16 protein-coding genes are annotated in these 24,935 nt (G+C 39.6%); 10 read left to right on the top strand and 6 right to left on the bottom strand.

The features are described from left to right. Positions 1–51 precede the first annotated feature (51 nt). The 6 genes from ACE1CA_RS24745 to ACE1CA_RS24720 all read left to right on the top strand — a co-directional run bounded on the left by ACE1CA_RS24745 (position 52) and on the right by ACE1CA_RS24720 (position 6,195). Positions 52–1,110, top strand: coding sequence for a glycosyltransferase family 2 protein (locus ACE1CA_RS24745; RefSeq protein WP_413277199.1), 1,059 nt, complete (start codon positions 52–54; stop codon positions 1,108–1,110). Between the two features lie 139 nt (positions 1,111–1,249). Beyond that, positions 1,250–2,746, top strand: a complete 1,497-nt coding sequence (locus ACE1CA_RS24740; protein ID WP_413277198.1) for an NAD(P)/FAD-dependent oxidoreductase — start codon at positions 1,250–1,252, stop codon at positions 2,744–2,746. Between the two features lie 123 nt (positions 2,747–2,869). Next, on the top strand, positions 2,870–3,877 hold the full coding sequence (locus tag ACE1CA_RS24735; protein ID WP_413277197.1) for a glycosyltransferase family 2 protein: 1,008 nt from the start codon (positions 2,870–2,872) through the stop codon (positions 3,875–3,877). Positions 3,878–3,897: 20 nt separating this feature from the next. Continuing rightward, positions 3,898–5,406: a lipopolysaccharide biosynthesis protein gene (locus tag ACE1CA_RS24730; protein WP_413277196.1), complete on the top strand. Its 1,509-nt coding sequence runs from the start codon at positions 3,898–3,900 to the stop codon at positions 5,404–5,406. A gap of 31 nt (positions 5,407–5,437) precedes the next feature. After that, positions 5,438–5,761 (top strand): hypothetical protein, encoded by a 324-nt coding sequence (locus ACE1CA_RS24725; protein WP_413277195.1) that lies wholly within the window; start codon positions 5,438–5,440, stop codon positions 5,759–5,761. Positions 5,762–5,922: 161 nt separating this feature from the next. Beyond that, the gene (locus ACE1CA_RS24720; RefSeq protein ID WP_413277194.1) at positions 5,923–6,195 is read left to right on the top strand and encodes a hypothetical protein; all 273 of its coding nucleotides are present in this window, start codon (positions 5,923–5,925) and stop codon (positions 6,193–6,195) included. A 113-nt stretch (positions 6,196–6,308) separates the two neighbouring features. Here the strand turns inward: ACE1CA_RS24720 and ACE1CA_RS24715 are convergent, their stop codons facing one another. Continuing rightward, entirely contained in the window at positions 6,309–7,064 is a 756-nt protein-coding gene (locus ACE1CA_RS24715; RefSeq protein ID WP_413277193.1) for a Rossmann-like domain-containing protein, read from the bottom strand. A 234-nt stretch (positions 7,065–7,298) separates the two neighbouring features. Between ACE1CA_RS24715 and ACE1CA_RS24710 the strand changes: the two genes are divergently transcribed. From ACE1CA_RS24710 to ACE1CA_RS24700, 3 genes are all read left to right on the top strand, one after another. Next, positions 7,299–11,576 (top strand): two-partner secretion domain-containing protein, encoded by a 4,278-nt coding sequence (locus tag ACE1CA_RS24710; RefSeq protein WP_413277192.1) that lies wholly within the window; start codon positions 7,299–7,301, stop codon positions 11,574–11,576. Between the two features lie 103 nt (positions 11,577–11,679). Beyond that, the gene (locus tag ACE1CA_RS24705) at positions 11,680–14,325 is read left to right on the top strand and encodes a CHAT domain-containing protein (protein WP_413277191.1); all 2,646 of its coding nucleotides are present in this window, start codon (positions 11,680–11,682) and stop codon (positions 14,323–14,325) included. Between the two features lie 86 nt (positions 14,326–14,411). Further along, on the top strand, positions 14,412–15,935 hold the full coding sequence (locus ACE1CA_RS24700) for a glycosyltransferase family 39 protein (RefSeq protein ID WP_413277190.1): 1,524 nt from the start codon (positions 14,412–14,414) through the stop codon (positions 15,933–15,935). A 190-nt stretch (positions 15,936–16,125) separates the two neighbouring features. Here the strand turns inward: ACE1CA_RS24700 and ACE1CA_RS24695 are convergent, their stop codons facing one another. The 5 genes from ACE1CA_RS24695 to ACE1CA_RS24675 form a co-directional block, all read right to left on the bottom strand. Continuing rightward, entirely contained in the window at positions 16,126–17,052 is a 927-nt protein-coding gene (locus tag ACE1CA_RS24695) for a glycosyltransferase family 2 protein (protein WP_413277189.1), read from the bottom strand. Between the two features lie 29 nt (positions 17,053–17,081). Next, a complete protein-coding gene (locus ACE1CA_RS24690; protein ID WP_413277188.1) occupies positions 17,082–17,219 on the bottom strand; it encodes a hypothetical protein in 138 nt (45 codons plus the stop codon). Positions 17,220–17,332: 113 nt separating this feature from the next. Then, positions 17,333–18,232: an Rpn family recombination-promoting nuclease/putative transposase gene (locus ACE1CA_RS24685; RefSeq protein WP_413277187.1), complete on the bottom strand. Its 900-nt coding sequence runs from the start codon at positions 18,230–18,232 to the stop codon at positions 17,333–17,335. 99 nt (positions 18,233–18,331) lie between these two features. Continuing rightward, positions 18,332–19,243 (bottom strand): Rpn family recombination-promoting nuclease/putative transposase, encoded by a 912-nt coding sequence (locus tag ACE1CA_RS24680; RefSeq protein WP_486517520.1) that lies wholly within the window; start codon positions 19,241–19,243, stop codon positions 18,332–18,334. A gap of 99 nt (positions 19,244–19,342) precedes the next feature. Continuing rightward, positions 19,343–20,278: an Rpn family recombination-promoting nuclease/putative transposase gene (locus tag ACE1CA_RS24675; RefSeq protein ID WP_486517519.1), complete on the bottom strand. Its 936-nt coding sequence runs from the start codon at positions 20,276–20,278 to the stop codon at positions 19,343–19,345. A gap of 416 nt (positions 20,279–20,694) precedes the next feature. On the opposite strand from ACE1CA_RS24675, the gene ACE1CA_RS24670 reads away from it, so the two are divergent. Beyond that, positions 20,695–24,669, top strand: coding sequence for a choice-of-anchor I family protein (locus ACE1CA_RS24670; RefSeq protein WP_413280125.1), 3,975 nt, complete (start codon positions 20,695–20,697; stop codon positions 24,667–24,669). Positions 24,670–24,935 lie beyond the last annotated feature (266 nt).

Genomic DNA, 24,935 nt, shown 5'->3' with positions numbered 1-24,935 from the left:
ACTTTGTCCCCAAAGACCGATCGCTCAAATACCCGCCACTTAACTTAATTTATGTCATCTTTTCCAGAGAAGAAGTTCAGCGATAAAAATTTTTCAGATACCAGCGAGTTAGCCAAATCTACACTCACAATTTCTCTCATTATTCCAGTGCTTAATGGTGGGGAAAACTTTCGCCAATGTTTGCAAAGTGTGAGTACAGTAGCCGAAAAGCTATTAGAAATTATCGTAATTGATGATGGCTCAACAGATGATTCGGGAAAGTTAGCCGCAGAGTTGGGTGCTCAGGTAATTACTTTTCCTTCTCCTGGTGGCCCTGCCCGTGCTAGAAACAAGGGGGCGGAAGTTGCAAAAGGGGAGATTTTATTTTTTATTGATGCTGATGTAACGCTGACTGTCGAGACGATCGCTAACCTAATCGCAGCATTTTCCCATTCTCCCACTCTCAATGCCTTGATTGGCTCTTATGATGATAGCCCAGGAGCCTCTAACTTTCTCTCTCAGTATAAAAACTTATTCCATCACTACACCCATCAAACTTCATCTGAGGAAGCTTCGACCTTTTGGGGTGCTTGTGGCGCAGTGCGACGGGAAGCTTTTTGGGCGGTGGGGGGATTTGATGAGGGCTATCGCTACCCCTCGGTGGAAGACATTGAGTTGGGTTATCGGTTGAAACGAGCGGGTTATCAAATTAAGCTAGATAAAACCGTTCAGGTAAAACATTTGAAGGATTGGCGGGTTATGTCTTTGCTCCGGGCAGAGATTTTTTATCGGGCGATTCCTTGGACGGAGTTGCTGTGGCGCGATCGACAATTCTCTAACGATCTCAACTTAAAAAATTCTAGCCGTCTGAGTTTAATTTTGACCTACTTGCTGGTAATTTGCCTGATAGGGGGCTGGTGGTGGTCAATTTTGTGGTTAATTGGTCTAGGAATTAGTTTTGCCTTGTTATGGCTAAATCTACCCCTGTATCGCTTTTTTCTGCAAAAACGAGGCATACTATTCACATTTGGGGTAATTCCCTGGCATTGGTTTTATTTCTTTTATGGAGGTTTAGCATTTGTGATTGGCACAATTCGCTATCACCTGTACCATAAGCTAAAAATACATTAAAACAGGAAGGAGGAAACGGAAAACCAAAAGCAGGGAACAGCCAAAAAATTAAGAATTTGTTGCCTGTTGAACGTTAGAAGTTTCTTTTTTTGTGGTTTAATCGCTGTCTTAAGCAGTCTAATTGTGGAGTGAGTGAGTAGTGGCATATAGTCCTGTTATAGTTATTGGTGCTGGGCCTGCTGGCTTGACCGCAGCTTACGAGTTGATGAAGCGTGGTACTCGCTCGATCGTCCTCGAACAAGCAGATAAAGTTGGTGGCATCTCCCGTACAGAAACTTACAAAGGTTATCGTTTTGATATTGGCGGACATCGATTTTTCACCAAAGTCGATGAAGTCCAACAATTTTGGCAGGAAATTTTGGGAAAAGATTTTATTAAAGTTCCCCGACTCTCACGAATTTACTATCAGGGAAAGTTCTACAATTATCCCTTGTCTTTAATCAATACTTTATCGAATTTGGGAGTTGCGCCCAGTGCTTTAATTTTAATGAGTTATCTGCAAGCAAGACTCAAAGTTAAGCTGAATCCTGAAAAGCAAGCAGAAACTTTTGAAGAATGGGTAACAGAACGTTTTGGAGAACGTTTATATCGAATGTTCTTTAAAACTTATACAGAAAAAGTTTGGGGAATTCCTTGTAGTAAAATTCGGGCAGATTGGGCGGCGCAAAGGATTCAAGGAATGTCGCTCAAAGGTGCAGTAATTAATGCTCTTTTTGGCTCTCAAAATGCAAAAAGTTTAATCAAAGAATTTGATTATCCCATTTTAGGGCCGGGAATGATGTGGGAACGCTGCCAAGAAAAATTGGAAGCAAAAGGGATTCCAGTTCATCTAAATACTAGTGTGATTCGCATTGAACGAGTGGGAATGCGAATTAAGCGAGTGATTGCGCGTCAAGGCGATCGCACTTTGGAATTAAATGCCAATCATTTTATTTCCAGTATGCCTGTGTCTGCCTTGTTACGTTGTCTCGATCCTTTACCGCCAAAAGAAGTTTTACAAGCAGCACAAAGTTTGAAATATCGGGATTTTCTCATCGTGTCGCTGATTATTAATCGAGAGAAGTTGTTCCCTGATAATTGGATTTACGTTCACAGTCCAGAATTCAAAGTTGGACGAATTCAAAACTTCAAAAATTGGAGTCTAGCAATGGTTCCAGATCCTAGCAAAACTTGTTTAGGGATGGAATATTTTTGCAGTGTTGGCGAAGATTTGTGGGAAATGTCTGATGCAGATTTGATTAAACTTGCCAGTCAAGAAGCGATCGCACTAGGCATAGGTGTAAAACCTGGAGATGTAGAAGATGGAGTGGTAATTCGTCAGCGCAAAGCTTACCCTGTTTATGATGCTGAATATCGCCAACATTTACAGGTAATTAAAGATTATTTAGAAGCTTTTGATAACCTACAAACAGTTGGCAGAAACGGAATGCACCGCTACAACAATCAAGATCATTCGATGTTAACAGCAATGTTAGCTGTACGCAATTTGTATGGTGAAAATCACGACCTTTGGACAGTTAATACAGAGCGTTCTTATCATGAAGAATTCACTGTTGAAGACCAAAAAAAAGCGGCAAAATTGTCATCAATATTGCGTTCTTCCAATAGCGATCGTCCAACAGCTGCGATCCAGTAGGGACTGGGGACTGGGGATTGGGGATTGGGGACTGGGGAAGGAAATTTTTCCTCACCTTCATCTTTAATCTCTAGCAAAGCTTAATAATTCATCTGTAGATATCTGTGGTAAAAATCCGAGGTTATGTCACAAATAGAAGTTACTGAAAAAGCCAAATTACCGAGTTTCTCAATCATTGTAGAAACGGAAAACTTAGCGACTGCGGAATTAGAAGGATTATATCGTTCCTTGGATTCGATCGCATCTCAAGACCTATCTCCTGAATTAGCCAAAGAAGTTTTAATTCTGGAAAGCGGAGATGTTCCTCAAGAAATGATGGAACAACTTACTAACAAATATCCTTGGTTAAGTATGCGTCGCATTTCCGCAGATGTTGATTACTATGCTGCTAAAATGAAAGGCGTTTCTTTAACAACTGGAGATGTAATTGTTTTAGCAGATTCAGATTGTATTTATCAGCCAAATTGGTTACGAAATTTGCTCGCACCTTTTGCAGAAGATAACGTTAATGTGGTAGCGGGTGAAACTACAACTTCGGCTGAAGGTGTTTATGGATTGGCGATCGCACTAACATACATTTTCCCCCGCTTTTCTCACAGTAACAACCTGGAAAAAACCCAATATTATTTCTGTAATAATGTGGCTTTTCGTCGTTCATTTCTGGCTAAATATCCGATTCCTGTAGATTTGCCAATTTATCGAGGCAATTGTGTAATTCATGCTAATTCTTTGATGAAGCAAGGAGAAACTATTTGGAAACAACCAAATTCTCGTGCTTGTCATGCTGCACCTAATGGCGGAGCACACTTTTTCTGGCGATTCTTGTTATATGGATATGATGCTTTGTTAATTTACCGTTTAAAACAGACGGAAAAGAAAACAATTTTTCAGCCAATTGTAGAACTATTTATAAGTTTCGCACTGGGCTTATATAAAGTTATGGTAGCAGCAAAAAGATTGATTGATGTGGCGATCGAACAACCAAGATATTTGCTGAATTTACCGATCGCAATTTTCATCGCTTTAACTTCCCTGTTGTTGTATTTTGTTGGCTTAATAATTAGTTATTTCCGACCTAATTATTTCCTTTCCAAAGAAGGCAAAGTAGAGGTTAATTGGGAACATTCCTGAAATATTAAGAGAGAAAATCTTTGAAAGCCAAAAGAACAAACTCACAGAATTTCCCAGTCCCCAGTCCCCAATCCCCAGTCCCCAATCCCTCAAAAGGTTTGGCATCGGGAACCATTCAAGTATTTCTAGCAGAGGCTTTATTATTGCCTACTGGACTTTTAACAGCGGCTTTTTTAACCCGTCAGTTAGGGCCAGAAAGTTACGGTTTATTCCTGTTAGCAACTAGTATAGTTTCTTGGATTGGTTGGAGTATTACTTCGGCTTTTACACGCACTACAATTAAGTTTGTTGGAGAAACAGAAAATTGGCAACCTGTAGCAACTACAGTGTTGCAATTACATATTTTTTTGGGTTTTTCTGCTGCTATTATTTTTTGGTTTATTGCCGATCCTGTAGCCAAGGCTTTAGGTGAACCTGGCATGAATAATTATTTGCGATTGTTCATGTTGGAAGTACCAATTTTTTGTGTTACTTACGTGCATCGTAGCGTTTTAGTTGGGTTGGGTAAGTTCTCGGAAAGGGCGATCGCAACTGCTACTCGTTGGCTTACCAAAATGATATTAACTATCGCTTTAGTTGCCGCAGGTTTATCAATTTGGGGCGCAATTATTGGTAGCTTGCTTTCAGCATTAATTGAGCTTTTCGTCTGTCGGTTTTATGTGCGTCCACCAGTTTTGCAGCGATCGCCTTTCCCCATGCAAAAACTCTGGGGTTATGCAGTACCATTATTTTTGATGGCTATCAGTTTACGCCTTTATGACAAACTCGATTTATTTATGTTGAAATTGTTAGGAGGAACCGCAGCACAAGCAGGTTATTACGGAACAGCGCAAAATCTTTCTATAATTCCTGGGATATTTACCCTGGCATTTGTCCCTTTACTTTTATCAACTCTTACCCGTCTTTTGCGGGAAAATGAATTGCAAAAAGCGCAAGAACTGAGCAAAAATGCCATGCGTTTAGTGCTGTTATTAATACCCTTTGCCGGATTAGCTGCTGGCGCATCTTCCGAAATTATTAAACTACTTTTCAGCGCTACTTTTTTACCTGCTGCACCGATATTTTCTATATTAATTTTTGCCGCAGTAGCAATGGCAATGATTTCTATTACAACTGCTATTCTCACCGCTGCAAGTAAACCAAATTGGACGATCGCACTCACAGGCCCAATGGTACCATTAGCGATCGCACTTGACCTCTGGATGATTCCCAAATTTGGCACAATAGGAGCAGCAATAGTTACAATTACTGTGTCTACTTTAGCGGCATTAGCCACAATTTTTGCTCTCTACCATCTCTGGAAAATTTTCCCTTCGTTCCTCTCTTTTGCACGTAGTTTACTCATCGCTATTTTAGCTTACGGATTAGCAAATATTTGGCAAACTTCCGGTTGGTTACTAATTTTAAAACTTATAATTCTGGGATTATTAATTCCGTTAGGATTGCTAATTTTGGGGGAATTTAGCGCCCGCGAAATTGCCTCTGTGCGATCGGTTCTCAAAAGATTTGCTAGTAATCTAGTACCATAATCTTGGAACTAATACAGGATTTAATACCAATATGCTGGAACAACCAAAAAGATTACACTTAAGAGCACTTGCGCCATACGAAGATAGATTGCTCAGTGCTTTAAGCTTCTTCCGCACCAAGCGCCAGAAAACCACACAGGCTCACCATTGCCTATCCATGTATTTGAGGCAATCAGAAAGCAGAATTTTAGGAGAAGTGGAATTTTATGCCAGAATGACTGGACTAGATAAATATCAATTACTTGAGCTTATTTATTCCGATCCCGATCGCGCCCAAAAATTAATTGATGATGCAACGGGTGTGAGTGTGGCTGATACGTTTGAACAGGATTCACATAATATCGAAACTGATTGATAGCTGGGGTAGTTTTGCATCTTAAACCTAAGATGGATGGCAATAAATTCGGCTCATGAAATCATAAAAAAGTATCCAGTAAACGCCTTAATTAAATTTATTAGGCTAAGTTTGCTCTTGATGTTTGTAGTTGTAGAAACGCTGAAAAAGAGAGGGATTTCATGGAAAACACATTATTCGATCAAGTGTTCCGAGACAGCGAAGGCAACATTGTTATCGCTCAACCCCCAAATTTACCACTCATTGTTGGGATTACATCTATTTTATTAGAAATAATTTTTCCTACAGGTAAACTTCATTTAGGAATAGACTTAATAGCTTTTGGTTCCTTATTTACTTGGGCGTGGTTAGAATTATTTGAAGGTGTTAATTACTTCCGTAGAGCGTTAGGTCTTATTGCACTTGTTGCTCTGATTGCATGGAAAGTTCAATAATTTGTCTTGAACTTTTCATCCAAAATAATCCTGAAAATTTTCTATGTACGTTGTTGCGCTTTAGCGCTAAAGCGCAACAACGTACCTTTTTTTGCCAGTTGCGTAAGTCCCGATCAAACTAATTCTAGAACTCGATATTGTACGCCTGTATCAAAAATTCTTGTACCTCCACCTTCGGCAATTGTTTGTCGTAAAGCTTCTGCATTTGTTACCGCTACACCTGCTAAATAATTAATTCCCATATCTGCTAATTCTGGCAACCAAGGAACAGTAGGTCCCATTAATACTAATTTGGCATTTTGTGACAATTCTACTAAGCGTGGAAAAGTCTTATTTACGATCGATGTTGCAGTCAAAAAAACCCAATCTGCTTCCGGTAAAAGATACTCGCAAGCAGGGTCGGGAAAATCGTTAGCAGTTGGTTGACGTTCGATTACCGAAATTTCTGTATCCTGTTCGTATTGCGATAGTCCAGGGTAACGTCCAATTACAACTACTTGTTTTCCGCGAATTAATGGGAGAAAATGTTCAAAGACAGCCAGGTTTGCCGAATTTTTTGGTGCTAGAGGTTGTGCTTTTTCTATTAGCGGCGAAGTTGAATTAATCGCAGAATTAATTGCTGCCATTGCAATGGTAGCTTGATAACTGTCCCAAGAGTACAGCCAAGGAGCTAAATCTGCGATCGCTTGATTCACCAAAGTTCCCGACCAAGGCAAAGTGCGCGTCGCCTGACCTGGACTCATACATAATCCTATACCATTGGTACGGCAAAAAGTCCAAGTTAAACCGATAATGACCTCCTTTACAAACTCAGTTGTCTGACTTGATTCCAACAACAAGTTATAAATTTCTCGTGGATGTACCTTCATAGAAAATAACCAAAAATTATCAAACTTTCTTCCATCTCTTTCCTCTTCAGGTAAAGATTCTTTACACTTTACACCTTATTTAACAAATGGAGAAGTGCTGAGATAGAATTCATTTTTGTTACATTTCTCTAATAATTTAGAACAAAATAAAAATTAAGTATAAGTTTTATAAATTTCACTCAATTTTGCCCTTGAGAAATTACGATCTTAGTACTTAATTCTAGTTGTCTAATTATGAAACCTAATTACCCGGAAGTAAACCGTTTATTGTTAATTACTATCCTGTGCCTGATTAGACGAAACAATCAAGAACCAAGAATTATTAAAATCGATCGCCAAAAGGTTTTATTAGCCTGTTGCTTTTTCTTATGGGGTTTTTCCTATAATCTAAATCAAGTACAAGCACAGATTGTCCCAGACGCTACTGTAAATTCGATCGTCACACCTACTGGAAAAGCTAACGTTATTGAAGGGGGAACTAGAGCAGGTAACAACTTGTTTCACAGTTTCCGGGAATTTTCCGTTCCCACTGGAGGAGAGGCATTTTTTAATAACGCGATCGATATTAGAAATATTTTTAGTCGGGTAACAGGTAAATCAATATCTAATATTGATGGGTTAATTAAAGCCAATGGTGTAGCTAATTTATTTTTACTTAATCCAAATGGAATTATTTTTGGGCCAAATGCTAAATTAAACATTGGCGGCTCATTTTTTGCTTCTACAGCTAATAGCATTAAATTCACCGATGGGTTGGAGTTTGCGACTAATAATTTGCAATCTTCGCCTTTGCTCAGTATTAATGTACCGATCGGACTACAATATGGCAAGACTCCCGGAGAAATTCGCATTCAAGGCAATTCTACATCTTCTTTAGAAGTTCTCCCAGGAAAAAATTTAACAATTATTGGCGGAAATGTAACCATAAATGGTGGAATTTTAAAAGCTCCTAGTGGTCAAATTGAATTAGGAGGAATTTCCACAAAAGGAACAGTAGGATTCAATGAAAATGGTAGTTTGAGCTTACCTGATAATTTGGCGCGTGCAGATGTATCAATTATTAATCAAGCACAAATTGAAACCCAAAGTTCTGGCGGTGGTAGCATTACTGTTAAGGCAAGAAACTTAGATATTTCAGGAGAAAGCTTACTTTTAGCGGGGATAACAAAAGGAAAGAGTACGCCAGAAAGTGTAGCTGGAGATATTTTATTAGATGCTACTGATGCAATTACAATTTCATCGAGCCAAGTTAATAATACTGTAGAAGAAAACGCGATCGGCAATAGCAACACAATTACCGTTAATGCCAAATCTTTAACACTTACCAATGGCGGCGTACTGAACGTAAGTACATCAGGCAAAGGTAAAGCCGGAAATATTAAAATACTAACCACAGATAGCCTTTCCCTCGAAGGTGAAAACGGCGAAACTGCGAGTGGAATTTTTGCCAGCGTGCAACCAAAAGGAGAAGGAGAAGCAGGGGATATTAATATTACAACTAATTCCTTAACTATTACCAAAGGTGCTCAAATAGCCGCTTCTACTTTTAGTTTTGGCAAAGCTGGAGAAATCACCATTCAAGCTAATAGTATTTCTCTGGATGGAGAGGGTAGTTCATCTTACAGTTCCATCATCAGCAGTGTAGGAAAAAATGGCATAGGCGATGGTAGTGGAATTACAATTAACACCAAAACTTTAACATTAACAAATGGTGCGCTATTAAATGCCAGCACTTTAGGTATAGGTAAAGCTGGAAAAATTAGGATTAATGCTAGTGATAGTGTTTCTTTTGATGGAGAAGCCAGCGATGGAACTTCTACAGGTGCTTTCGGATTTGTGGGTGAAAATGCCGAAGGTGAAGCAAATGGTATTGAGATTAATACCAAATCATTGACATTAACAAATGGTGCTCAAATAAATGCCAATACTTTAGGCAAAGGTAAAGCCGGAGATATTAAGATTGTAGCGAGCGATCGGATTTCTCTTGAAGGTAAAGGCAGCAATTTTGTTAGTGGAATTTTTGCTACTGTAGAATCAAAAGGAGAAGGAGAAGCAGGGAATATTAATATTACGACTAATTCCTTAACTATCACCAATGGTGCTCAAATAAATGCGAGTACATTTGGCAAAGGTAAAGCCGGGGATATTAAAATTATAGCGAGCGATCGCATTTCTCTTGACAGCAAAAACAGCAATTCTATTAGTGGAATTTTTGCTCATGTGCAACAAAATGGCGAAGGGAAAGCAGGGGACATTAATATTACGACTAATTCTTTAACTATTGCCAACGGCGCTCAAATAGCTGCTGCAACTTTTGGTTTTGGCAAAGCCGGAGAAATCACAATTCAGGCTAATGATATCTCTCTTGATGGTGAAGGTAAAGGTAAACAATCTTACAGTTCCATCGTCAGCAGTGTACAAGAAGGTGGCATAGGCGATGGTAGTGGAATTACGATTAACACCAAAACTTTAACATTAACAAATGGTGCGCTATTAAATGCCAGCACTTTAGGTAAAGGGAAAGCTGGAAAAATTAGAATTAACGCTAGTGAGAGTGTTTCTTTTGATGGGGAAGCCAGCAATGGAACTTCTACAGGTGCTTTCGGATTTGTGGGTGAAAATGCCGAAGGTGAAGCAAATGGTATTGAGATTAATACCAAATCATTGACTTTAACAAATGGTGCTCAAATAAATGCGAATACATTTGGCAAAGGTAAAGCTGGAGATATTAAGATTGTAGCGAGCGATCGTATTTCTCTAGACGGCGAAGGCAACAATTTTGTTAGTGGAATTTTTGCTACTGTAGAATCAAAAGGAGAAGGAGAAGCAGGGAATATTAATATTACGACTGATTCCTTAACTATCACCAATGGTGCTCAAATAGCCGCTTCTACGTTTGGTTTTGGCAAAGCCGGAGAAATCACAATTCAGGCTAATAGTATTTTTCTTGATGGTGAAGGTAAAGGTAAACAATCTTACAGTTCTATCATGAGTAGTGTAGAAGAAGGTGGCATAGGCGATGGCAGAGGCATTACGATTAACACCAAAACTTTAACAGTAACAAATGGTGCGCTATTAAATGCCAGCACTTCAGGTAAAGGGAAAGCCGGAAAAATTACGATTAACGCCAGTGATAGCGTTTCTTTTGATGGGGAAGCCAACGATAGAACTCCTACAGGTGCTTTTGGATATGTAGACGAAAATGCTGAAGGCGAAGCAAATGACATTACGATTACTACTAATTCTTTAACTTTGACTAATGGTGCAAGAATTGATGCTAGTACTTTAGGTATAGGTAAAGCAGGAAGTATTACTGTTAAAGCTAATACTATCAATCTTGATGGTGAAACTGAGGCTGGTTCTCCTACAGAAATTAGGAGTGAAGTAGGAGAAAATGCTATTGGTATAGCAGGAGATATCAACATTACTACGAATTCGTTGTTTGTTACTAATGGTGCTCAATTGAATGCGAGTACTTCAGGAAAAGGTGAGGCGGGACAGGTAGCAATTACGGCTAAAAATCGCGTACTTTTTGATGGTATTGGTGTAGTAAACAATGATAATGTCAGTGGAGCCTTTAGTATTGTGAATGCGGGTGCGGAAGGTAAAGCGGGTGGTGTTAGCGTCACCAGTAACTCGCTAACTATTAGTAACGGAGCTCAAATAGGTGCAGGTACTTTTGGCGAAGGAAATGCTGGAAGCGTGACAATAAACACAAACAACTTTTTCTTAAATAATGATGGTTCAGTGTCAACAATTGTTAGCAACCAAGCAAAAGGAGATCCAGGCGATTTGAATATAGTTGCTGGTCGTTTATTATTAGATAATCGAAGTTACTTGACTGCTGAATCGGAAAAAGGTGCGGGGGGAAATATTAGAATCCAAAGTAGAGATATTCAATTACGCCGTCAAAGTCAAATTTCTGCCACTTCAGCTTTAGATGCTCAACAAGGTAATATCGATATTGCCACTCGTACTTTAGCTCTTTTGGAAGCCAGTCAAATTAGAACTGATGCGGATGCTCCCAATGGTGGTAGTAACATCACTATTAAACCTATTGATGATTTTGGTGTTGCAGTATTTGTGTCTGCTAATAGCGTGATTAGTGCTAGTGGTAACTTGTCTATAGAAGGATATATTGAACCTCAATCTTCTGATGTTCCACAAGTAGAAGTATTTGATGCGACTAAATTAGTTGCTTCTACTTGTCGTCGTCGTGAAGGAGAACAAAGCGAATTTATTGTGACTGGTAAAGGTGGATTGCCACCTAATCCTAATGAACCGATTATAAATGATGTGACTTGGGTAGATTTCCGACCAATAAATTTAGAAGAAAGTAAAGGCAAAGGAGAACAAAGAAGCAGAAGAATAGAAGAAAATGGTAAAGATGAAATTGTAGAAGCTCAAGGATGGATAAAAAATGCTAATGGTGAGGTAGTTCTTGTTGCTAACACGGCGAAAGCAGTACCTCATAAATTGATTTTTAATTCTCAATATTGTCCTGAGCAGTGATGATAGATTGCTGAGCAACAAATTTAAGCTAGATGGTGCGTTACACTGGCGTTAACGCACCCTACAAAGAATTAGTTTTATTAGGGGAAGGGAAGAGGATAAAATGTTTGTTAAAAGATATGTGAGAAAGACGATCGCACTAAGCAAAAAATGGTTAGTTCTTGTTGTAATTACTCTTGTAACTGCCTTTTTGAGTGCCGGAATTTCGTTAGCTTTCCCTAATTTAACTAGCGTAAAACTTTCCCAATCCCCAACCCCCCATCCCCAATCCCCAGTCACCAATCCCCAACAATTGTTAGAACAGGGTAAGGAGTTTTTGCAAGGGGGACAGTTTTTGCAAGCGGTGGATTTTTGGCAAAAAGCTGTTTCTGCTTTTCGCGTTTCTGGGAATAAACAGGGTGAAGCTTTAGCTTTGAGTTATTTATCTTTTGCTTATCAGCAATTAGGGAAATGGCAAGAAGCAGAAAGTGCGATCGCTTCTAGTTTATCTTTAATTCGCAATTTGCCAACGAGTAAAAATTCCCAACTCATTTTAGCTCAAGCTTTGAACAATCAAGGTCATTTGCAATTAGCTTTGGGAAAATTGGAACAGGCGATAAAAACTTGGGAACAAACTACTGCGATTTATTCCCAAATTGGCGATACTGAAGGTGCGATCGGCAGTCAAATAAACATTGCTCAAGCACTACAATCTTTAGGACTTTATCGCCGCGCTCAAAAAACTTTAGAACAGCTAGAAATTTCTTTAGACAAGCAACCAAATTCTCTAATCAAAGCTACAGCTTTACTGAGTTTAGGTAATGCGTTACAAGCAATTGGGGAATTGGAAAAGTCTCGACAAGTGCTGCAAAAAAGTTTAAATATAGCGCAAGAGTTACAAATAAATTCAACTATCAGCGCCACCTTTTTCAGTTTAGGAAATACCGCCAGAGCTTCTGGCAAAAAAGCTGAAGAACTTAACAATTTATCAATTGCTAGAACCGAATTTGCCACAGCTATTAACGCTTATCAAAAATCCATTGAAACATCAAATTCACCCATCATTCGAGTGCAAGCGCAAATTAATCAATTGAGTTTGTTAGTAGATCTCGGTAAATTCACTGAAGCTCAAGATTTATTAAAAGAAATTAATATTAATCAATTACCAGCTAGTCGTAAATCAGTTTATGCGCGAATTTACTTAGCTGAAACATTACTAAAACTGAAGAAAGAGCAGAATATTCAAGAGTCGGCGTTATTATTAGCAAAAGCAATTCAAGAAGCAAAAGATTTGCAAGATTCTCAAGCTGAATCTTATGCTTTAGGAAATTTAGGTAGATTATATGAATTAACTGAACAGTTTAAAGATAGCACTAATTTAACTCAACAAGCTCTTAGTTTAGCTCAAGCTGTTAATGCTTCAGAAATTACTTATCGTTGGCAATGGCAATTAGGAAGATTGCTGAAAAAACAAGGTGATAAACAAAGCGCGATCGCCTCTTATACCCAAGCAATTGATACTCTTAAATCTCTGCGAAATGACTTAGTTGCAATTAATCCTGGTAATCCCGATTTGCAATTTTCTTTTCGGCAAAGTGTCGAACCTGTCTATCGAGAATTAGTTGATTTATTATTACCAATTCAAACCGAACCGAGTCAAGAGAATTTACGCATTGCGCGATCGGTAATTGAATCTTTACAATTAGCAGAATTAGATAACTTTTTTCAGGAAGCTTGTTTGGATACTAAACCCGTAGAGATCGATCGATTAGACCAAAATGCTGCCATAATTTACACAATTGTTTTACCAGATAGATTAGCAATTATTCTCGCCTTACCTCAATCTCCCCTACGCCTTTATACTACTTTAAAACCCCAAACCGAAGTAGAATTGGCGCTAAAAAGATTACGCACAAGCATGGAAACTCCTATCAACAATACATTAATTTTACCACTTTACCAAGAAGTTTATAATTGGATTATTCAACCAATAGAAGCAGAAATAAAACAGAAAAACGTTCAAACCCTAGTATTTGTTTCTGATGGGTTATTGCGAAACATTTCTCTAGCTGCTTTATACGATGGTGAAAAATATTTAATCGAGAAGTATAGTATTGCTTTAACTCCTGGATTACAATTACTCCCACCACAACCTATAAAAAGGGAAGAATTTCGAGTATTATTAGCTGGCATTTCTGAAGCAAATCAAAATTTCCCCGCCTTACCAAACGTGGAACAGGAATTACAAGAAATTAAGTCTCTCTTACCAGCACAGGAACTTTTAAATCAACAATTTACTGATAATAATTTACAAAAAATATTAACTTCAGCTACTTTTCCAATTGTACATTTCGCAACTCATGGACAATTTAGCTCTCAAGCAGAAGAAACATTTATTTTAGCTTGGAATAGTCAAATTAATGTTAAAAACTTAGACCAATTATTGCGCGTAAGAGAGCAACAAACAACCCCTCCTATAGAATTACTTGTTTTTAGTGCTTGTGAAACCGCAGCAGGAGATAATAGAGCAGCTTTAGGATTAGCAGGAGTAGCAGTAAGAGCAGGTGCGCGTAGTACTCTGGCAACTTTATGGAGAGTTAGTGATGAATCAACTGCCGCATTAATGGTAAAATTTTATCAAGAATTAGCCAAAGAAGGCGTTACAAAAGCACAGGCTTTAAGACTTGCTCAATTAAGTATTTTAAAAGATAAAAAATATCAGCTTCCCTTTTTCTGGGCACCTTATGTTTTAGTAGGAAATTGGCAATAATTAAGTTCGTTGTAAGGACTTTAGTCCTTTGCTAATCGCTACTGTATAATAAAGCTCATTCTCTCTTTAGTTGTTTTATTTACAAAATGAATAATTTATCTAACAAACAGAATATTTCTGATTTCCTGAAATATTTAACTGTGCTGATTATCATATTTGGCATCTTTATTCGAGTATCCCAATATTTGAGTAATCGAGCATTGTGGGGAGATGAAGCAAGTTTAGCGCTAAATATTGTGAATCGCTCTTATTTAGAATTACTCCAACCTTTAGATCGTAATCAAGCTGCTCCCCCTGGCTTTTTGTGGACAGAAAAACTATTTACCCAAATATTTGGAAATAATGAATATTCGCTGAGATTATTTCCTTTAATTTCTGGAATTGTTTCGCTAATTGCTTTTTACAAACTGGGAAAATGGGCGGTATCTGCGATCGCTCTACCAATAGCCATAATCCTATTTGCTTGCTTAAGATACACCCTTTATTATGCCACTGAAGTTAAGCAATATTCCAGCGATGTCATGATTGCTTTATTGCTTTGTTTATTGCTAATTCCGCTACTGACACAAATTTTAAATATCCAGCGAATTTTGTTAATTGGAATTTTAGGAGCAGTAGCAATTTTGTTTTCTCATCCCACAATTTTTGTTTTAGCAGGACTTGAATCAGCCAACCTAATACTCACTTCTAATCAACAAAGAAAAGCAATTTTAATTAACCGTTTGCCTGCCTATTTGCTCTGGCTAATCAGTTTTGGTTCTATGTACTTTTTGACAATAGCCAGAGTCATGCAAAATAACAGTTTACAAAATGCTTGGGGAGATGAATATCCCAATACTATTTTTGACTTGATTTGGTTGCTAGATTCTTTTGGCAGATTCTTTTCTCGTCCTTTAGGATTTTCGACAATCTTTGATGGTATTGCAATTTTAGCATTTGTAATAGGTTGCGTATTTTTTATTAGGAAAAAACCGAACAAATTCATAATTTTAATGTCTCCAGTTTTTGCCACCTTAGCAGCTACTTATCTTCATAAATATCCCTTTCGCGGACGATTGATTTTGTTTTTAGCCCCGTTTTTTATCTTAGTAATTGCTGAAGGAATAGCTTTTCTGCTGACTCGTCTCAATCACAGTAAGCAGCAAAAATACTTCGTTATTGCTGGAATTACTTTGGCTTGTTTACTCATAGTACCCTCTTTAGTTAGAGCCGGAAATTTTGTATTTTATCCAGAAACTAAACATGAAATTCGCCCGATAATTGAATACATTAAAACTCATCAAAAGCCTGGAGATGTAATTTATATAGGTGATGGAGGGCCAGCAGATCAATTTGAATATTATGCCCCAAAATATGGCTATTCTCAATCTGATTTTGCACGTGGTTATTTGAGTGAATTTGTGAATGCAGACAAGTTTTCTGAGCAAGGTTGGCAACAATTTAAAAATCAATCTAATCAATTAAAAAATAAACAGCGGATATGGTTTGTGTTTCCTGGATTAAACAAAAAAAAGGAACCTTTTGTTAAGCTTCATCTCGATCGCATTGGACAAAAACTAGATTACTTCAATCAACCTGGTGCATTCACCTATCTTTATCAGATGAAATGATGGTTCGTTGTAAGGACTTCAGTCCTTTCTTTGCTTTCAAAGTAGGACTAAAGTCCTCACAACAAACTTTATACTCAGATCTTGCATCAAGAGGCAGAGCCTCCATTCTTCGTTCCCAGGTTCAACCTGGGAACGAGGATCTGGGAGGTTCTACCTCCCCTGATGCAAGGTTTTAACCGCAAAAACCTTTTTATCCTCTGTGAGATGTTTTGCCACTTTTAAGGCGAATCATTTCCCACACATAAACATAAGAAACAAAAAACATTACTAGGGAAACTTGAACTTTTTGCGTCGGGGTTTTTAATCGTTTGTCTAAAAGTAGATTAAATCCTAACATGGCTATTGGCGCGATCGCATATTTCACCACATTAATCATGAAAATTAAGTTACTTTTGAGAAAAGAACTTTCCTGTTTTTGTTGTAAATCGTAGCGCCCACCAATGATTCTTCTGGCTCTAGAATAAAGTTGGGGTAGGGAATTACGTGCTGGATGAGAAACACAGATTTCTTCAGCATATAAAGGATGATATCCCGCATGATAAACTCGCTGTCCCCATTCGCGATCGCCATTTGATTTCAAACTACTATCAAATACACCTACTTCCTGAATTACACTCACAAAGGTAAACACATTAGCTGTTGCACCGAAATGATGTTTTTCCACAAATTCTTTTTGCGGAAGCGGATACCAAAGACTTTCATAAAGTTCTATAGAATTAGGTTTATTTGGTTCTTTAAAACAAGTTTGAATCTTCCCAGCAACAAACCCACACTTGGGATTTTCTAGTAGTATTTTAACACCTTGTTCAATCCAATCAGTAGCCGGAATACAATCAGCATCAGTAAAAGCAATCACACTTCCCTTAGCCACAGAAATTCCTTTATTGCGTGCCGAATACGATCCAGGCTGACTTTCATTAGTTAAAATTGCTTGCTGATAATTTGCCACAACATCAGCAATATTTTGCTCGGCATTAGAACCATTATCCACCACAATTATTTCATATAAACTCTCAGGATAAGATTGGTTTTTTAAACTTTCTAAACACCGCTTTAACCCAACTACATCGTTAAAGACAGGAATGATAACTGAAACGAAAGGTTGTTCTTGAATCATGCAAATTAAGTGATTGGGAAGATCGATCGCTATTGAGCAGCTTTTCGTTTAGCATTTCCTCTTTGACGTGCTGCTTCAAAACTGCGATTATTTTCTGCTTCTAGACGTAAATTTAATTTATCTAATTCGGCAATTAAAACATCCCAACGTTTGATGAGTTCGCGCATTCTATTAACAGATTAATTCTACTTAGTGTAGGGGAACAGGGAACTCCGAAAACAAAAAACTGTTCAAAGTTCCCTGTTTTCTATATCTCCAGTTGGGAACTTTCACCAAAAGTCTAATGTCCATCTAACCAAACTGACAAATCATCCAAGCTACTAAAATCCAATAACGCTTCACCCAAATCTTCCAACACAGATAACCTTAAGTTAGAAATGCGATTTCTTTGCTTTTCTGATAACTTGCCGAAGCGACGCGACAAAAGACGGACAACCAAATTAACTGCTTCCTGCTGTTGTCCTTCGAGTTGTCCTTCGATTCGTCCTTCGATTCGTCCTTCTTGCCGTCCTTCGAGTCGTCCTTCTTCTTTAGCTTCCCGATAAACTCTACTCTCTTCTAACCGCAATCCCAACATTGCTTCTACCTCCTGCCGACTTAAATCAATGAATTTATAAACCATGATCGTGGCGATCGTATCTATTATCGCTCGATTTGCTTCTGGTTCTCTAACTTCTTCTTGGGCGCGTTCGATTAAATATCTCGCTTCTGCTGCGGCTTGTTCTTCTGCAACAATCGTCAGTACCATTAATGCTATTCCTAAAGGTAACTGCCGAATCTCACCTAATTCCTGAAGGTAAATTCGATGTACTTGCTCTGAGTTTAGCAATGCTTGGTAAGGACTAATCTCATTTTGTTCAATACTGCGTGTCGGATAAATTACTACTGCTTGCCAATTAGAATATCGCTCTCGATTCCGATAGAAATATAAAAATGCTTCTCCAAATAAGCGTTCATATAATCTTTCGTCTTTCTGAAATTGAACTTCGCAGAAGTAGATTATCCTTGTACTATCAGTCTCTGGGGGCAAAAATACTCCATCTATCTCAAATTTTGGCTCTTTGACTGCTACTGAATCAAAACGGTAAGCACTGGCATTTGTCGGTGGAGTTGCGATTAACTCAAACAGTAAACTGGGAGACTGTTGGAAGATTTTGTAAAATATTGAGTCGCGCCGCATGGGAAAGTTGTGGCGGATAGAACGAGATTAATCTTACTCTGAAACGATCGCTTTTCCCTCATTACGCTTTATCTCCTGTTGGAAACTTTCACCAAAAGTCTAATGTCCATCTAACCAAACTGACAAATCATCCAAGCTACTAAAATCCAATAACGCTTCACCCAAATCTTCCAACACAAATAATCTTAAGTTAGAAATGCGATTTCTTTGCTCTTCTGATAACTCGCCAAAGCGACGCGACAAAAGACGGACAACTAAATTAACTGCCTCCTGCTGTCGTCCTTCCAGTTGTCCTTCGATTCGTCCTTCCAGTTGTCCTTCGATTCGTCCTTCTTGCCGTCCTTCGAGTCGTCCTTCTTCTTTAGCTTCCCGATAAACTCTACTCTCTTCTAACCGCAATCCCAACATTGCTTCTACCTCCTGCCGACTTAAATCAATGAATTTATAAACCATGATCGTGGCGATCGTATCTATTATCGCTCGATTTGCTTCTGGTTCTCTAACTTCTTCTTGGGCGCGTTCGATTAAATATCTCGCTTCTGCTGCGGCTTGTTCTTCTGCAACAATCGTCAGTACCATTAATGCTATTCCTAAAGGTAACTGCCGAATCTCACCTAATTCCTGAAGGTAAATTCGATGTACTTGCTCTGAGTTTAGCAATGCTTGGTAAGGACTAATCTCATTTTGTTCAATACTGCGTGTCGGATAAATTACTACTGCTTGCCAATTAGAATATCGCTCTCGATTCCGATAGAAATATAAAAATGCTTCTCCAAATAAGCGTTCATATAATCTTTCGTCTTTCTGAAATTGAACTTCGCAGAAGTAGATTATCCTTGTACTATCAGTCTCTGGGGGCAAAAATACTCCATCTATCTCAAATTTTGGCTCTTTGACTGCTACTGAATCAAAACGGTAAGCACTGGCATTTGTCGGTGGAGTTGCGATTAACTCAAACAGTAAACTGGGAGACTGTTGGAAGATTTTGTAAAATATTGAGTCGCGCCGCATGGGAAAGTTGTGGCGGATAGAACGAGATTAATCTTACTCTGAAACGATCGCTTTTCCCTCATTACGCTTTATCTCCTGTTGGAAACTTTCACCAAAAGTCTAATGTCCATCTAACCAAACTGACAAATCATCCAAGCTACTAAAATCCAATAACGCTTCACCCAAATCTTCCAACACAGATAACCTTAAGTTAGAAATGCGATTTCTTTGCTTTTCTGATAACTCGCCAAAGCGACGCGACAAAAGACGGACAACCAAATTAACTGCCTCCTGCTGTCGTCCTTCCAGTTGTCCTTCGATTCGTCCTTCCAGTTGTCCTTCGATTCGTCCTTCCAGTTGTCCTTCGATTCGTCCTTCTTGCCATCCTTCGAGTCGTCCTTCTTCTTTAGCTTCCCGATAAACTCTACTCTCTTCTAACCGCAATCCCAACATTGCTTCTACCTCCTGCCGACTTAAATCAATGAATTTATAAACCATGATCGTGGCGATCGTATCTATTATCGCTCGATTTGCTTCTGGTTCTCTAACTTCTTCTTGGGCGCGTTCGATTAAATATCTCGCTTCTGCTGCGGCTTGTTCTTCTGCAACAATCGTCAGTACCATTAATGCTATTCCTAAAGGTAACTGCCGAATCTCACCTAATTCCTGAAGGTAAATTCGATGTACTTGCTCTGAGTTTAGCAATGCTTGGTAAGGACTAATCTCATTTTGTTCAATACTGCGTGTCGGATAAATTACTACTGCTTGCCAATTAGAATATCGCTCTCGATTCCGATAGAAATATAAAAATGCTTCTCCAAATAAGCGTTCATATAATCTTTCGTCTTTCTGAAATTGAACTTCGCAGAAGTAGATTATCCTTGTACTATCAGTCTCTGGGGGCAAAAATACTCCATCTATCTCAAATTTTGGCTCTTTGACTGCTACTGAATCAAAACGGTAAGCACTGGCATTTGTCGGTGGAGTTGCGATTAACTCAAACAGTAAACTGGGAGACTGTTGGAAGATTTTGTAAAATATTGAGTCGCGCCGCATGGGAAAGTTGTGGCGGATAGAACGAGATTAATTTTACTCTGAAACGATCGCTTTTCCCCAATATTTTTATTCATTCTATCTCGTAAATTTCCAAGGAATCCCAGTCCCCAATCCCTAGTGCTCAATCCCTAAATTTTTGACTGTCTTCACATTTATGAAGATTCAGTAAATTTTGGACGCTCAGTACAATTTCTTAGCCTTTACTTAACTTAGTAGTGAGAAGCTGAAAGTCCGGGAATCCGAAATTACACTGACTTTACCGTAAAGTTACGGAAATTTCTGGAATTGCATAGAGTTTTTTCTAACTATGCGGTTTTGTCATGTGTATATTTTCTGTTTCCTTGACGATCGCCAGCACCCTAAAAATTACTTAAGCGATCGCCGTTCACCTTAGCAAGTTTATTTCCTCGCACACTATGTCTACAACCAGTCTTAACCCTATAGTGACGATCGCTGCTACAGATCCCTTGGCAGCCGAATTAGGTACTACAGTCGATACAGGCGTATTCACCCTTACTCGTACCGGAGATTTAACCGCAGCTTTAACTGTTACTTACACCATTAGCAGCACCGCAACCAACGGCATCGACTACAATAACCTAACAGGTTCTGTGGTGATTCCAGCAGGTCGGGCATCTACCACAATTACAGTAACTCCAGTTAACGATGCCAACGCTAGAGAAGGAAACGAAACCATAATCTTGACCTTGGTGGATGGTGCAACTTACGATTTGGGTAGTATTAGTAGTGCCACTGTCACCATTACCGATAATACAACTGGTGCCTTGAAAAAAGTAGGTAATGCAACGGGTGCGGGTGCGGAAATTCCAGCTTTCGATCCTGGGAGCGATCGCTTATTCGTAGTAGCAGGCGATACCGTAGAATTTTACAGCCTCAGCAACACAGGTGCATTAACCCTAGCTGGTAGTTTAACTCCCGGCTTTACTCTAACCACCGGAACAGAAGCTATTCCCAACAGCGTCGCCGTGAAAAATGGCATTGTCGCAGTTGCCTACGCGATTAGAAATACAGCAAACAACGCCCAACTTCCCGGACAAGTTAGCTTCTACAATGCTGCTGATGCCAGTTTCTTAAATTCAGTAGAAGTCGGCTATTTGCCTGATATGCTCACCTTTACACCTGATGGTAAGAAGGTTTTAACAGCTAACGAAGGCGAACCCAACAGCTACGGACAGCCAGATTCCTTCGATCCAGAAGGTTCAGTTAGTATTATCAATCTTGCTAAAGGGGTGGTTAATGCCACTGTGCGAACCGCAACATTTACCGCTTTCAACAGTGAAATTGAAGATTTAAAAGCCGCAGGTGTTCGCATTACTGGGCCAGGTGCGACAGTTGCACAAGACTTTGAACCAGAATATATCGCTTTCTCGGAAGACGGGAAATTTGCCTACGTCACCTTGCAAGAAAACAATGCTTTGGCATTGGTAGACATTGCCAAAGCAACCGTAACTGACATCGCACCTTTAGGCGTAAAGGATCATAGCCTACCAGGAAACGGCATCGATCCAAGCGATCGAGACAACGCCATCAACATTCGCAACGTACCCGTGTTTGGATTGTATCAACCCGATGCGATCGCCAGCTTCATCATCAACGGACAAACCTACTTTATCACCGCTAACGAGGGAGATTCCCGTGCTTACACAGGTTTTAATGAAGAGGTGCGAGTCGGTGATGCCAGCTATGTACTCGATCCAACTATCTTTCCCAACGCTGCAACCTTAAAGCAAAACGCTAATTTGGGAAGGTTGCAGTTGACTAATGCTTCTGGCGATATTGATGGCGATGGAGATTTCGATCGCATCGAAGCGCTGGGTGCTCGCTCCTTTTCCATTTGGGATGAAGACGCTAAACTAGTCTTTGACAGCGGCGATCAACTAGAAAGAATCACTGCCGCTCAAGTACCTGGCATTTTCAACTCTGATGGTAACTTTACTAACGTAACCTTTGACAGTCGCAGCGACAACAAAGGCCCAGAACCAGAAGGAGTAGTTGTTGGTGTTGTAGGCGATCGCACATACGCCTTCATCGGTTTGGAACGCACAGGCGATGTCATTGTTTATGATGTCAGCGAACCCACCAAACCCCAATTTATCGAATATATCAACACTGCCGAAGATCTTGCCCCAGAAGGATTAACCTTTATTTCCGCTGCTGATAGTCCCACAGGTAAACCGCTATTAGTTACAGCTAACGAAGTTAGCAGAACCGTTGCAGTGTTTGAATTTACGCCTCCGGTGCGGATTAGCGATATTCAAGGTGCGGCGCACATTTCACCGTTCAATGGCAAAGCAGTTAGCAACGTTGCAGGTATTGTAACAGCGATCGCATCCAACGGCTTCTACATTCAAGACCCCACCCCCGACGCTAACCCAAAAACCGCAGAAGGTATTTTCGTCTTCACAGGTACTAATTCTCCCATCAGAACTGCCCGCAGAGTTGGCGAAGCAGTCTTGGTAAGTGGCACAGTTTCCGAGTTCCGTCCCGGTAACAACGCCAACAACCTAAGCATTACTCAAATCTCAAACAATAACAACGTTGGAGTACTTAGCGTTACACCTTGGACAACTGCACCTACTACAACTATTAAACCGATCGTCATTGGTGAAGACCGCATTCCACCTAACTCAATCATCGACAACGATGCCGTTGGCGGAAATGTAGAAAACCCTGCCACACCTTTCGATCCTGAAGAAGATGGCATCGACTTCTACGAAAGTTTAGAAGGAATGGTAGTTCAGATTAACAACCCTGTCGCTACCTCTCCCACCGCAAACTTTGGTAACTCCGAGGAAATCTGGGTATTGGCAAACAATGGTGAGGATGCTACCAGCCGCACTGCTCGTGGTGGTAGCCTAATTACAGCAGATGACTTTAACCCAGAACGGATTCAAATTGATGATTTAATCAACGAGTCTACAACCTTACCAACGGTAAATGTAGGTGCTAAACTGAGCAATATTACCGGGGTTGTTAACTACGACTTCAACAACTACGAAGTTTTGGTTGCTACTGCACCAACAGTTGTGCAACCATCCACTTTGCAAAAAGAAGTTACCAACTTAACTAGCAGTGCAAATCAACTCACAGTTGCTACCTTCAACGTGGAAAACCTCGATCCAAGTGATGGTGCAGCTAGGTTTAATGCGATCGCAGGTGCGATCGTCAATAACCTGAAATCACCCGACATCATCAACGTTGAAGAAATTCAAGATAATAATGGTGCGATCAATGACAGCGTGGTAGATGCCAGCGTCACATTTCAAACTTTGATCAATGCGATCGCTGCCGCAGGTGGCCCAACTTATCAATATCGCCAAATCAACCCTGTAGACGATACCAATGGTGGCGAACCAGGGGGTAACATCCGAGTTGGGTTCCTGTACAATCCAAATCGGGTTAGTTTTGTCGATCGTCCCGGTGGCACATCTACTTCTAACACCACTGTTACAGACATCGGCAATGATGGCATCCCAGACTTATCTGCCAGTCCCGGTTTAATCGATCCTACCAATCCCGCCTTTAACGCCAGCCGGAAACCCTTAGTTGGCGAATTTCTGTTCAACGGTCAAACGGTTTATGTGATTGGCAACCACTTTAACTCCAAAGGTGGCGATCAACCTTTGTTTGGCCCATCCCAACCACCTACCCTCACCAGCGAAGCACAACGCATCCAGCAAGCAACCATTGTCAAAGACTTCGTGCAAAGCATTTTGGACGTTAACCCCAATGCTAACATTGTGGTTGCTGGCGACCTAAACGACTTCCAGTTTTCCGAACCTCTCACCATTCTCAAAGATGGTGATTTGAATATTTTGATAGAAACCTTGCCAGAAAATGAGCGTTATACCTACAACTTCCAAGGTAACGCCCAAGTTCTGGATCATATCCTCGTTAGCAACAACTTGTTTAACAAGCTGAATGGCTTTGATGTGGTTCATATTAACTCAGAGTTTGCTGACCAAATCAGCGATCACGACCCAGTTATTGCTCAGTTTAATCTTCCCACTCCTAGAACCATTAATGGTACTAGTGGAAACGACACGCTGATTGGTAGCAGTGGTGATGATTTAATCAACGGCGGTACGGGTGATGATTTACTCAATGGCGGTGCTGGCAATGACACTCTCAATGGTGGTGCTGGTAACGATACTTTTGTAATTTCACGTAACGGTAATGGAACCGATCGAATTCAAGACTTTACCCTTGGACAAGACAAAATTGGTTTATCAGGAGGATTGAATTTCGCACAATTAAGCATTGTGGATGAGAACGGCAATGCTACGATTAACTTTGGCGGTGAAACGCTGGCATTTTTGCTAGGAGTGAATTCTAATCAACTCACAGCATCCAGTTTCACAACAGTTTAACTGTAGAAACAAGGCATCATTAAATCATTTTGAGCATCCAAAATTTTAATGATGCCTTGTTTTTACAAGTGAAAATTACTTATTGAGATTATGGCTACAGAATAAAGTTTTTTACTATAGCTTTATCTATGTGAAATTTCAGTAAATTTTTTGTATTCAGTGTAATTCCTTAACCGACACTTAATATAACAGTGAGAATCTGGATACTTGGAATCCGAAATTACACTTAATATTCCGTAATGTTACGGCAATATCCTTGATTACAT

Source organism: Floridaenema evergladense BLCC-F167 (assembly GCF_041929205.2).
Lineage (GTDB): Bacteria > Cyanobacteriota > Cyanobacteriia > Cyanobacteriales > Aerosakkonemataceae > Floridanema > Floridanema evergladense.
Note: the sequence above shows the minus strand (reverse complement) of the source record. Positions and strands in the feature narration are given on the sequence as shown.